Consider the following 11920-nt stretch of genomic DNA (forward strand, 5'->3'; position numbering starts at 1 on the left):
TCCGCTCCGACGGCTGTCCCTGTCGAATGCTCTGGCGCGGTGGCCGTGCCCTCAGGCGTCGAGGGCGCTGCCCTTCTTCCACTGCTTGAACGGCAGTTGCCAGAAGCCCCAGCCGTTGTTCCACTCCAGCGCGCGGTTCGTGCCGACGATCTTGACGACGTCGCCGCGGTGGAAGTTCTCGTAGAACCACTTGGCCTGGTCGGGGCGGGCGTTGATGCAGCCGTGGCTGACGTTGGCGCGGCCCTGCGAGCCGACCGACCAGGGCGCGCTGTGGACGTACTCGCCGCTGTTGGAGATGCGCACGGCGTGGTCGACCACCTCCTTGTAGTAGCCGGGGTCGCCCTCCTTCTTCCCGGGGGAGATCATGGTGACCGGGCTGCCGCGTTCCATGGTGAGGTGGATGCCGTTGGTGGTGGTGTACTCGCGGGTGGTGGCCTTGCCCGCGCTGATGGCCATCCTCTGCACGATCTTGCCGTCCTTGCGGACGACCATGGTGTGGGTCCTGGTGTTCACCGTGCTGATCCAGGCCGCGCCCACCTGCATGGTGGTGGCGTAGTTCTTGACGCCGTACATGTCCTTGCCGGCGCGCACGCCCTCCAGGGCGGCGGTGAAGCGGACCTTCTGGTGGGCGGGCCAGTACTTGGCGGGCCGGTAGATGACGTACTTGTTGTCGATCCAGCGCCACGCGCCCTCGACCGGCTTCTGCGTGGTGACCTGCAGTGCCTCCTCGACGGCCTTCCTGTCGCCGACGGGCTGGTTGAACCGCACCATGATCGGCATGCCGATGCCGACGGTCTCGCCCTTGACGTTGGGCGTGACGTCGATGATGCGCAGCTCCTGGGCGGGCTTGAGGGTGGTGAAGGAGCTGGTCACGGTGGCGGGGCCGCCGTCGCCGGTGGCCTTCGCCGAGACGGTGTAGTCGCTGGCGGGCTTCAGCGGGCCCTTGGACACCCACTTGGTGTGGTCGGCGTCGAACTCGCCCTCCAGCACCTTGCCGCCCTCGCCCTGGACGGTGACCTCCTCCAGCTCCCCGTTGCTGGCGGTGACCACGACGTTCTTGTCGGGGCGGACCTTGCTGGCGCCCTTCGCCGGACTGATCTTGATGATGGGCGCGGGCGTGGGCGGCGCGGTCGTCTCGGCGCCCGGCCCGGTTCCGGTGCCCGGCGATCCGGGCGCGCCGGAGCACGACGCGGTCAGCAGCCCGGCCGTCACCACGGCCAGCACGGCGATCGGAGTCCTCAGACGCTGACGAATGTCCCGCACAGACCTCTCCCCCACGGCGCCAAAGCCCATTAAAAAAACCCTAATGGGCATGCACGCCTGAACGCGCATCTTTTGGGCGAGTTAGATCACATTTCGGTCACTTGGCGCGGGTAATGGGCCCACCAAAGCCACCACGGGTGGTCAAGAAGATCCTCCCGATCGGGTCAGGAAAGGCCCGCGCGGCGCGACCGTGAACGATCATTCGGTATGGGCCGTACCGGCGTGGAGCAGGGGCCGCGTCCGGCCCGTAGCGGCTCTCGCTCCCGTGGCGCGGCCGTCCGGCCTGCGGCTCGGGTGATCGGCGGGCGTTCCGGCGCCGCGGCCTCGGGCGGGCCGGGATCCGCGCAGAGGCTCGTACCGCCGCGTCCGAAAAGGCGGTTAGATCACCGAAAAGACCATGTTCGCCCGACGCCCCTGTTACGCGGCGCATTCACGAGTACTGTCCGTGAACAAGTCGCGCGTCGTCTCACATGCGGCGATCTTCTGGGAACACGAGCCTGTTCGAACACGCGCCGGCGCGCACCCGCCGGGCGCCGCCCCCGGCGAGCCGTGGGCGCGTCACCCAGGCCGCCGCCTTTGTCCCCCTGACGGAGCGATATCACGGTGATCGGCGGAAGGCAGCGGACCGTGACGGAGAGCATTGCAAGGTCGCCGCGTGCGCGGGGACGACAATACGTCCGCACCGCTCGGGAGGCGCCGGGACGTCCCCGGGTGATCAGTCCTGGCGTAGGCGGTGAGTGAGGCCGGTGTGGCGGCGCCCGGCGCCGCGGGTGCGCACGGCCTGGCCCAGGGCGCGGCGGGAACCGACCAGCACCACCAGCTTCTTGGCGCGCGTCACGGCCGTGTAGAGCAGGTTGCGCTGCAGCATCATCCACGCGCTGGTGGACAGAGGGATCACCACGGCCGGGTACTCGCTCCCCTGAGAGCGGTGGATGGAGACGGCGTAGGCGTGGGCCAGCTCGTCCAGCTCGTCGAAGGCGTACTCCACGCTCTCGTCCTCGTCGGTGAGTACGGTGAGCTTGCTCTCCTCCGGGCGCAGGTCGGTGACCACCCCGACGGTGCCGTTGAACACCCCGGCCACGCCCTTGTCGTAGTTGTTGCGCAGCTGGGTGACCTTGTCGCCGATCCGGAACACCCGCCCGCCGACGCGCCGTTCGGGCATGCCGTCCCGGGAGGGGGTGAGCGCCTCCTGCAGGGCGGTGTTGAGGTTGGCCGCCCCGGCCGCGCCGCGGTGCATCGGGGCGAGCACCTGCACGTCGCGGCGCGCGTTGAGGCCGAACCTGCGCGGGATGCGCCGGGCCACCACGTCGACGGTGAGCGCCGCGATCTCCTCGGGCTCCTCGCAGGGGAACAGGAAGAAGTCGGCCATTCCCTCCAGGACGGGGCTCAGGCCGGTGTTGATGCGGTGGGCGTTGACCACGACGCCGGACTGCTGGGCCTGGCGGAAGATCTGGGTCAGCCGCACCCGGGGGACGGCGTCGGCGGCGAGCAGGTCGCGCAGGACCTCCCCGGCTCCGACCGAGGGCAGCTGGTCCACGTCACCGACGAACAGCAGGTGGGCGCCGGAGGGCACGGCCTTGACCAGCTTGTTGGCCAGCAGCAGGTCCAGCATGGACGCCTCGTCGACGACCAGCAGGTCGGCGTCCAGGGGGTTCTCGCGGTCGAAGGTGGCCTCCCCGCCGGGGCGCAACTGCAGCAGCCGGTGGACGGTGGTGGCCTCGTGCCCGGTCAGCTCGGCCAGGCGCTTGGCGGCCCTGCCCGTGGGGGCGGCCAGGATGACCTTGGCCTTCTTGGCGCGGGCCAGCGCGACGATGGAGCGCACGGTGAAGCTCTTGCCGCAGCCCGGCCCGCCGGTCAGGACGGCCATCTTGGCGGTCAGGGCCAGCCTTACCGCGTCGGCCTGCTCGGGGGCGAGCTCGGAGCCGGTCTGCTTGCGCAGCCAGCCGAAGGCGGCCTCCCAGTCGACGGCGGCGAAGGCCTTGAGGCGGTCGTGGCCGGAGTCCAGCAGGCGGCGCAGCCCGCCGGCCAGCGCCTGCTCGGCGCGGTGGAAGGGCGGCAGGTAGACCGCCGGAACCGGGCCCTCGGCGGCGGGGACCTCCTCGCGGACCACGCCCTCGGCGGCGACCAGCTCCTCCAGGCAGCTCGCCACCAGGTCGGGGCCGACCTCCAGGATCTTGACGGCGTCGCCGATCAGGTTCGGGGCGGGCAGGAAGCAGTGGCCGGCGTCCGCGCCCTGCGACAGGGTGTAGCGCAGGCCGGCCTTGACCCGCTCGGGGCTGTCGTGCGGAATGCCGACGGCCTGGGCGATGGTGTCGGCGGTCTTGAAGCCGATGCCCCACACATCGTCGGCCAGGCGGTAGGGCTCGGTCTTGACGACGGTGATGGAGGTGTCCCCGTACTGCTTGAAGATGCGCACCGCGATCGAGGTGGACACCCCGACGCTCTGCAGGAAGATCATCACCTCTTTGATGATCTTCTGTTCCTCCCAGGCCACGGCGATCATCTTGGTGCGCTTGGGGCCGAGGCCGGGGACCTCGACCAGGCGCTCGGGCGAGGTCTCGATGACGTCCAGCGTCGCGGTGCCGAAATGGCCGACGATGCGCTCGGCCATCTTCGGGCCGATGCCCTTGACCAGCCCCGATCCCAGGTAGCGCTGGATGCCCTGCACGGTGGCCGGCAGGACGGTGGAGTAGGACCACACCTCGAACTGCCTGCCGTACTTGGGGTGGGAGCTCCAGCGGCCGCGCAGGCACAGGCTCTCCCCCACCTGCGCGCCCAGCAACGGGCCGACCGCGGTGACCAGGTCGGCGCCGCCGCGCTCGGGCGCGACCCGGGCGATGGTGTACCCGGTCTCCTCGTTGGCGTAGGTGATGCGCTCCAGGACTCCTTGAAAACTCGCACCAGGGGGACCATCTGATCCAGCGGTCACCGAACCCCTCTCTCCCAGCCCTTTCGCCAAGGTTAGAGCAGTTCGACTCTGTTCGAGAGATCATTGTCTGGGGCGCCTCTGACCCGTCTGACGCGTCGTCGCTCGATTGTTGTGTGATAACCCGCACTTAGGCTTTGATCCGTGCCCGGGTGCTCCCACGGTCCCCACGCCGCGCGGCTGCCGTGTCGGGGAAGGAACCGGTGTTCACCCACAGCGCCCCGGTCGGCTACGTCACCAGCGCCGGCTTCGGCTGCAGCGGCCCGGTGAACGGCTCGATCGCGTCACGGGCGAGGTCGCCGGGGACGCGCAGCGCGTGGTGGCGGGCCGGGGCCGCCGGTGGTGAGGAACTCCAGGCACAGCGCGCCCGGGGCGAACCGGTGGATGGCGCCCTCCGGGGAGCGCATCGTCAGACCATCCGCCACGTAACCCGCCTGGGTGGTTACGCCGGTGGCAGCGTCCCCGCGCGGGGGCGAGCGCGAGAGAAGATCCCCGCTAGTGTGGCAGGGTTGCCGGCGAGCGGCGTACGGATGACGGGGAGGCGGCCGGATGGCGGCGGTTCTGGAGGCCACGGCGCGCGCGCTGCTGCGGCGCGTGGCGATCGAGCAGTCCGAGGCGCGGGCGCCCTCGCTCGCCGTCACGATCGTCCGCGACGGCGAGCCGGCCTGGTTCGCGGCCCGGGGCACGGTCGAGGGCGCCGTCCCGACGCCCGCGACCCAGTACCGCATCGGGTCGATCACCAAGACCCTGGTCGCCGTCATGGTGATGCGCCTGCGCGACGAGGGCGCGCTCGACCTCAACGACCCGATCGGCAAGCACGTGCCCTCCGCCCCCGTGGGCGAGGTCACCGTGGCCCAGCTGCTCGCCCACACCGGCGGCCTCACCGCCGAGCCCCCCGGCCCCTGGTGGGAACGCACCCCCGGCGTGCCGGTCGAGGCCCTGACCGGCGCCCTCACCGACGAGTCCGCGCGCCACCGGCCCGGCCGCAGGTTCCACTACTCCAACGTCGGCTTCGCCCTGCTCGGCGAGCTGGTCGCCCGCCACCGCGGCACCGGCTGGGACCAGGCCGTGGCATCCGAGATCCTTCGGCCGCTCGGCATGCAGGACACGACCACCCGCCCGCGCGAGCCGCACGCGCGCGGCTACGCCGTCCACCCCTTCGCCGACGTGCTGCTGCCCGAGCCCGAGCACGACGCGGTGGCCATGGCCCCGGCGGGGCAGCTGTGGTCCACCCCGGCCGACCTGGCCCGCTGGGCGGCGTTCCTGTCCGGCGGCGACGAGCGCGTCCTGCGCCCGGCCACGCTGGCCGAGATGCGCGAGCCCGCCATCGTCGAGGACGGCGACGCCTGGACCGGCGGCTACGGCCTCGGCGTCCAGTTGCTGCGCCACCGGGGGCGGCGCCTGGTCGGGCACGGCGGGTCGATGCCGGGCTTCCTGGCCGTGGTGTGGGCCGACCCGGCCGACCGCACCGGCGTGCTGTGCATGGCCAACACCACCTCGGGGCTGCGCGGATCGGTCGCCACCGACCTGCTGGACATCCTGGACACCCACGAGCCCGCCATCCCCGCCGAGTGGGCGCCCGCCCCCGCCGACCCGGACCTGCTGGAGCTCACCGGCCCCTGGTACTGGGGCCCGGCCGCCTACGTACTGCGCCTGCTGCCGGGCCGCGACGTCGCCCTCACCCCGCTCGGCCACCCCGGCCGGGCCTCCCGCTTCGCCGCCCAGGCCGACGGCACCTGGCTCGGGCTGGACGGCTACTACGCCGGGGAGGTCATGCGCCTGGTGCGCCGCCCCGACGGCTCGGTCAGCCACCTGGACCTGAACACCTTCATCTTCACCCGCCTCCCCTACGACCCCGCCGCCCCGGTCCCCGGAGGCGTGGAGGACCCGGGCTGGCGCTGACCCGGCGGTTCCTTCGGTGTGGTGCACGTCGAAGGAGCCGGCGGATCAGTGGTTCACGACCTCGGCCTGCGCGTGACCTCCGGCGTTTCGACCCTGTGGACCGTCGATCCCGACAGGCGGCCTCATAGGCGCGCGACCACCACGGGCGTCGCGTCGCCGCACCCGCGTCCCCGGGGTGCAGTACATTCTGGTGGTCCGGGGAAGGGGCGTGGAGCGGCGGGGGTCAGCGTGACTTCGAGGGAGACGGCCGAGCACCGGCGGGGCCGGGACCCCGGCCCGAGCGGCGGTCCGGCGATGAGCACCGGCACGGCGGTCGAGGAGCTGCTGCGGGAGCTGGCGCCGCAGGTGCTCGGCGCGCTCATCCGCCGCCACGGGCACTTCGACACCGCCGAGGACGCCGTCCAGGAGGCGCTGCTGGCCGCCGCCCTGCAATGGCCCGGCCAGGGCGTGCCCGACAGTCCCAGGGCCTGGCTGATCACCGTCGCCTCGCGCAGGCTCACCGACCAGTGGCGCAGCGACCAGGCCCGCCGCGTGCGCGAGGTCACCGTCGCCGCCATGACCCCGCCGCAGGACGCCCCGGCCCCCGGCGACGAAGCGCCCGGCGAGGACGACACCCTGACCCTGCTGTTCCTGTGCTGCCACCCCGCGCTGACCGCCGCCTCGCAGATCGCGCTCACGCTGCGCGCCGTCGGCGGCCTGACCACCGCGCAGATCGCCCGCGCCTTCATGGCGCCCGAGGCGACCATGGCCCAGCGCATCAGCAGGGCCAAGCAGCGGATCAAGGCCACAGGCATCCCGTTCGGCATGCCGCCCGAGCAGGAGCGGGCCACGCGGCTGGCCGTGGTGCTGCACGTGCTGTACCTGATCTTCAACGAGGGGTACACCGCGAGCTCGGGCCCCGACCTGCAGCGCGTGGAGCTGACGGCCGAGGCGATCCGGCTGGCCCGCGCGGTGCGCCGCCTGCTGCCCGCCGACGGCGAGGTGGCGGGGTTGCTGGCGCTGATGCTGCTGACCGACGCGCGGCGCGCGGCGCGTACCGGGCCGGACGGCGCGCTGATCCCGCTGGCCGAGCAGGACCGCTCCCGGTGGAACCGCGCCCACATCGCCGAGGGCGTGACGCTCATCACCGAGGCGCTGTCGAGCGCGCCGCTCGGCCCCTACCAGCTCCAGGCGGCCATCGCCGCGGTGCACGCCGAGGCGCCGCGCGCGCAGGACACCGACTGGGCGCAGATCCTGGAGCTGTACCGGCTGCTGTCCCAGGTGGAGCCCAATCCGGTGGTCACCCTCAACCACGCGGTGGCGGCGGCGATGGTGGGCGGGCCCCGCGCGGGGCTGGACCTGCTGGCCGGGCTGGAGCGGGACGAGCGGATGGCGGGCTCCCACCGGCTGGAGGCGGTGCGCGCCCACCTGCTGGAGATGGCCGGTGACCTGGAGGCCGCCCGCGCGCACTACCGTACGGCGGCCCGTCACACCACGAGCCTGCCCGAGCAGCGCTACCTGGAGTCCCGCGCCGCCCGCCTGACCCCCCAGGCGCGCCCCTCCTGAGCCGGCCCGCCACGCGAGCGCCGGGACGGGCGGCGGCGCGCCCGGGTTCGCGGTGACGCAGGTGACGCGCCTGATCGGGTGACCTGGGTGAGAGGTCAGAAGTCCATCTCGCCGGAGGGGCCGGCGGCCGGGGCCCTGTTCCTGTCGGGCCTTTCGGCGATCCGGCGGTGGTGGGACCGCGCCGCCACGCCATGGCCGTCGACGTGGTCCATGACGTGGCCGCCACCGGACCTGGGCGGTTCACGACGACATGGCCACGAGCTGAGACCGGTTGCCCTGGCGTGTTTCCTGGCATTAGGGTTTGTTTTGTGACTGCCGGGTCGGCCATGGGCCATAAGCGAGTGAGGCACCCGGCCACGGCGTGAGCGCCGGGCGGGCCAGAGGTCCGCCTTTCGTATTCTCCGCGCATTCTCCGTGACCGCTCGTGTTCACGATGGCGCGTCGCCGCCGAGGTCGCGGCCCCGGTGAGTTCCCGTGCGGACGGCGAACCGTCCGTTCCTCACGGATGTCCCGGCGCGGCGCCTCCCGCATTTCCGTACCGCGGCGAAAAGCCGTTTCACGATTCCATTCCGGCCGCCCGCGGGGCGGCCATCTCGCCATGCCCGCGTACCGTTCGCGGCATCGTCATGCCTGGAGAAGAAACACAGAATGCCCAGCGATTTCAACCGGCAGATCATCGAGGAGTTCCGCGCCAACGGCGGACGGGTCGGGGGCCCGTTCGAGGGCGGGCGGCTGCTCCTGCTGACCACCACCGGAGCCCGGTCCGGACGGCCGCACACCACCCCGCTCGCCTACCTTCCCGACGGCGGCGAGCGGACACTGGTCATCGCCTCGGGCGGCGGAGCGCCCAAACACCCCGCCTGGTACCACAATCTGGTGGCCGACCCTCGCGTCACGGTGGAGTACGGCGTCTTCACCGTCGAGGCGCGGGCGATCGTGCTGGAAGGGGCCGAACGCGACCGCCTGTTCGCCCGCGCGGCCGAGGCCGACCCCGGGTGGACCGCCTACCAGGCCAAGACCACGCGCGTCCTGCCCGTGGTGGCCCTCCAGCAGGTCGCGGGCGGGCCGCCCCGGGCGACGTCGTTCGGCGCGGCCCTGAGGGCGATCCACGACGCGTTCCGGCGGGAGCTCGCCGTGGTCCGCGCGGAGGTCGCCCGCTCGGGTCCGGGGCTCGCCGCCCAGTTGCGGGTGAACTGCCTGACCGTCTGCCAAGGGCTGCACCACCACCACGTCGGCGAGGACACCGGCATCTTCCCCCACGTGGCCGGGCTGCGCCCCGACCTGGCCCCGGTGCTGGAGCGCCTGCGCGCCGAGCACGAGAAGGTCGCGGTGCTGCTGGAGGAGCTGCGGCAGGCCGTCACCGGGCCGGACGCGGGCTCGGCGGGAGTGCTCGCCCAGGTCGAGCGGCTCATCGACGAGCTGGAAGCGCACCTGGCCTACGAGGAGGAGCAGCTCATCCCGGTCCTGGACGCGCAGGCCCCCTGACCTGCGCACTCCTGACGGTGGCCTCCCTGCCGGCGGGCTCTGTGCCGGGGGGCCGGGCGGCCAGGGAGGCGAGGTAGTCGTTCAGGCGGCCCGCGCCCTCCAGCATCGCCCTCGCCCGCCCGGTCAGCTCCGCCCGCCGCTGGGCGATGGCGGCGCGCAGCGCGTCGCTGCCGCCCGTGCGGCGCAGGCCGTCCAGGACGAGCCGGATCTGCGGGAACAGATAGCGGCCCTGCCGCAACATGATGATCATGCGGGCGTCCCGGACGTCGGCCGGCCCGAAGCGGCGGTACCCGGTGCCCGGCTCGCGTCTGGGGGCCAGCAGCCCGGCCGACTCCCAGACCCGCAGGGCCGACGTGCGCACCCCGAGGTGTGCGGCCACCTCGCCGATGCGCATGCCCGCCCGCGAGGATGCCGGGTCGCCCGGGTCCTGCACGGCGACGGCCTCCAGCGCCTCGCCGGTGGCCTGGAGCGCGCGGCGTTGCTCGTGCACCATGGCGTGAGCGGCGTCCACCAGGGCCAGCGCCGAAGGGAGGTCCCCCGCGTGCACCGCCTGCATGATCGACCGGGCGGTGTCCCACCCGTAGCCGGCGGCCAGCGTCCGGTAGGTGAGCAGCGCGCCGCGGTGCCGCTCGTCGAACCTGCGATAGCCGGACGGCGTGCGCGGAGCGGGCGGCAGCACCCCCGCGTCGGCGTAGTTGCGGATCTGCTGGGTCGAGACGCCCACCAGCCGCGCCAGGTCGACCGGACGCAGCCCCGGCCCCCTCACCACAGCGTTCACCGGCGAGTTGAGGGTTCTCGGTTCATCGGCCCAGCATAGACGGGCCAGCCAGGCAGGAAAGTCTTCACTCGGTACTTCAATGAGAAACTTGAAGGCATGAATGCAGCCGCCAATGACGGCGAATCCCGAGATCCCGCTCGTCACATATCACCGCCGCACGCCGGGGACGTCCCCTCCGCGCCGGGTCCCCGTCCCGCCGCGCCGTCCGGAGCCGAACCGGTCATCGAGACCCGCGGTCTGCGCATGCGCTACGGCGCGAACGACGTGCTGCGCGGCGTCGACCTGCGCGTGCACCGCGGCGAGGTCCTGGCCCTGCTCGGGCCGAACGGCGCCGGAAAGACGACCACCATCGAGATCCTGGAAGGGTTCCGCAGGCGCTCGGCCGGAGAGGTCAGCGTGCTGGGCACCGACCCCGACCACGGGGACGAGGCCTGGCGCGCACGGCTGGGCGTCGTCCTGCAGTCCTGGCGAGACCACGGCAGGTGGCGGGCCGCGGAACTGCTCGACCACCTCGGCCTCTACTACGCCCCCTACGGCACGCCCGCACGTCCCCGTCCGTACGACACCGCCGAGCTGCTCGCCCTGGTCGGGCTCACCGGGCAGGCCGGCACCGTGATCGCCCGGCTGTCCGGCGGGCAGCGGCGCAGGCTGGACGTGGCCATCGGCCTGGTCGGCCGTCCGGACCTGCTGTTCCTGGACGAGCCGACCGTCGGTTTCGACCCGGTGGCGCGCCAGGACTTCCACGACCTGGTGCGCCGGCTGTCGGGCCTGGAGGACACCGCGATCCTGCTCACCACCCACGACCTGGACGAGGCCGAGAAGCTGTCGGACCGCATCGTGCTCCTGGCGGGCGGCGAGATCGTCGCCGACGGCACCGCCGCCGAGCTGGCCGCCCGCTTCTCCGGCAAGGCCGAGGTCCGCTACAGCAGGGACGGGGAGTTCTTCACCGAGTCGGTGCAGGACGCCACCGGGTACGTGCGCGAGCTGTTCGCCCGCCACGGCGAGGCGATCGGCGATCTGGAGGTCCGCAGGGTGAGCCTCAGCGAGGTGTACCTGGCCATGGTGCGCGAGTTCGAGTCCGGGCAGCACCACGCGGCCCGCGAGCTGACCGGGGTGGGCGCGTGAACGCCACGACGGTGGCCGTCCGCGCCGGGGTGTCGCGCGGCCGGATCGAGCTGCGTCAGAGCGCGACCAGCGGCCAGGACCTGTGGGGCGCGGCGTTCTTCCCGGCCGTCGCGCTGGTGGTGATGTACCTGCTGCGGGGCAACACGGTCCCGGGCACGGACTTCTCACTCGGCTCGCAGGCGATTCCGGGCATCCTGGCGATGAACATCGTGCTCAACGGGGTGACGGCCCTGGCCATGATGCTGACCCTGGACCGCGAGGACGGCACGCTGCTGCGCGCCAAGGCCACGCCCAACGGCATGGTCGGCTACCTGGTCGGCAAGGTGATCAGCAGGTCCGGCATGGTCGTCCTCAGCGTGCTGATCCCGCTGATCCCGGCCGCGCTGCTGTTCGACGGCCTCCAGATCGGCGCGGTGTCGTCCTGGCTGACGCTGGCCTGGGTGCTGGCGCTCGGCCTGGTCGCGGTGCTGCCCATCGGGGCGATCTGTGGCGCGGTGTTCGGCAGCGTGCAGAGCCTGGGCCTCGTCACCGTGCCCATCATGGGGCTGGTGGCGATCTCGGGGGTGTTCTATCCGGTCAGCGGGTTCCCCGAATGGCTGCAGGGCATCGCACAGGCGTTCCCCCTGTACTGGATCGGCCTCGGGCTGCGTTCGGCGCTGCTGCCGGACGCGCTGGCGGTCGCCGAGATCGGCGAGTCCTGGCGGCACCTGGAGACGGCCGGCGTCCTCGGGGCGTGGGCGGTCGCCGGCCTGCTCGTGGCGCCCGTGGTGCTGCGCCGCATGGCCCGGCGCGAGTCGGGGTCCAGCGTGGCGGAAAGACGGGAAAAGGCCATGCAGCGCCCGATGTAGGCTCTCCCGGCTCCCTCCGACTCCCCCAGCCATCCGTCACCGGCCGAA

The 11920-nt window shown here is 72.6% G+C and carries 9 protein-coding genes; 5 read left to right on the top strand and 4 right to left on the bottom strand.

Features of this window, described 5'->3' with window-relative positions; all coding sequences use genetic code 11:
* Nucleotides 1-51: 51 nt before the first annotated feature.
* The 3 genes from DQ384_RS28820 to DQ384_RS43765 all read right to left on the bottom strand — a co-directional run bounded on the left by DQ384_RS28820 (nt 52) and on the right by DQ384_RS43765 (nt 4596).
* Complete coding sequence (locus DQ384_RS28820) at nt 52-1263, bottom strand: L,D-transpeptidase (RefSeq protein ID WP_245966851.1); 1212 nt, start codon at nt 1261-1263, stop codon at nt 52-54.
* A gap of 715 nt (nt 1264-1978) precedes the next feature.
* Nucleotides 1979-4192 carry an SF1B family DNA helicase RecD2 gene (recD2, locus tag DQ384_RS28825; protein WP_114032011.1) on the bottom strand — a complete coding sequence of 738 codons (2214 nt, stop codon included), beginning with the start codon at nt 4190-4192 and terminating at the stop codon, nt 1979-1981.
* Between the two features lie 281 nt (nt 4193-4473).
* The gene (locus DQ384_RS43765) at nt 4474-4596 is read right to left on the bottom strand and encodes a hypothetical protein (protein WP_281274123.1); all 123 of its coding nucleotides are present in this window, start codon (nt 4594-4596) and stop codon (nt 4474-4476) included.
* Between the two features lie 142 nt (nt 4597-4738).
* Here DQ384_RS43765 and DQ384_RS28835 point away from each other — a divergent pair, with 142 nt between their 5' ends.
* The 3 genes from DQ384_RS28835 (at nt 4739) to DQ384_RS28845 (ending at nt 9121) form a co-directional block, all read left to right on the top strand.
* Nucleotides 4739-6091, top strand: coding sequence for a serine hydrolase domain-containing protein (locus tag DQ384_RS28835; protein WP_114032012.1), 1353 nt, complete (start codon nt 4739-4741; stop codon nt 6089-6091).
* Nucleotides 6092-6385: 294 nt separating this feature from the next.
* Nucleotides 6386-7636, top strand: a complete 1251-nt coding sequence (locus DQ384_RS28840) for an RNA polymerase sigma factor (RefSeq protein ID WP_114032013.1) — start codon at nt 6386-6388, stop codon at nt 7634-7636.
* A gap of 648 nt (nt 7637-8284) precedes the next feature.
* Entirely contained in the window at nt 8285-9121 is an 837-nt protein-coding gene (locus tag DQ384_RS28845; protein ID WP_114032014.1) for a nitroreductase/quinone reductase family protein, read from the top strand.
* Here DQ384_RS28845 and DQ384_RS28850 read toward each other — a convergent pair.
* The gene (locus DQ384_RS28850) at nt 9090-9899 is read right to left on the bottom strand and encodes a MerR family transcriptional regulator (RefSeq protein WP_342769462.1); all 810 of its coding nucleotides are present in this window, start codon (nt 9897-9899) and stop codon (nt 9090-9092) included. The genes DQ384_RS28845 and DQ384_RS28850 overlap by 32 nt on opposite strands.
* Before the next feature lie 243 nt (nt 9900-10142).
* Between DQ384_RS28850 and DQ384_RS28855 the strand changes: the two genes are divergently transcribed.
* On the top strand, nt 10143-11024 hold the full coding sequence (locus tag DQ384_RS28855; protein ID WP_114032016.1) for an ABC transporter ATP-binding protein: 882 nt from the start codon (nt 10143-10145) through the stop codon (nt 11022-11024).
* Nucleotides 11021-11872 (top strand): ABC transporter permease, encoded by an 852-nt coding sequence (locus tag DQ384_RS28860; protein WP_114032017.1) that lies wholly within the window; start codon nt 11021-11023, stop codon nt 11870-11872. The genes DQ384_RS28855 and DQ384_RS28860 overlap by 4 nt, the downstream gene beginning before the upstream one ends.
* Nucleotides 11873-11920 lie beyond the last annotated feature (48 nt).

The sequence above is a fragment of the Sphaerisporangium album genome, assembly GCF_003323745.1.
GTDB classification, from domain to species: Bacteria; Actinomycetota; Actinomycetes; order Streptosporangiales; family Streptosporangiaceae; genus Sphaerisporangium; species Sphaerisporangium album.

Bases quoted from the DNA above. Each gene is read 5' to 3' on its own strand.
- DQ384_RS43765 (WP_281274123.1), bottom strand. From the start codon at position 4,596: ATGCGCTCCCCGGAGGGCGCCATCCACCGGTTCGCCCCGGGCGCGCTG.
- DQ384_RS28835 (WP_114032012.1), top strand. From the start codon at position 4,739: ATGGCGGCGGTTCTGGAGGCCACGGCGCGCGCGCTGCTGCGGCGCGTG.
- DQ384_RS28840 (WP_114032013.1), top strand. From the start codon at position 6,386: ATGAGCACCGGCACGGCGGTCGAGGAGCTGCTGCGGGAGCTGGCGCCG.
- DQ384_RS28845 (WP_114032014.1), top strand. From the start codon at position 8,285: ATGCCCAGCGATTTCAACCGGCAGATCATCGAGGAGTTCCGCGCCAAC.
- DQ384_RS28855 (WP_114032016.1), top strand. From the start codon at position 10,143: ATGCGCTACGGCGCGAACGACGTGCTGCGCGGCGTCGACCTGCGCGTG.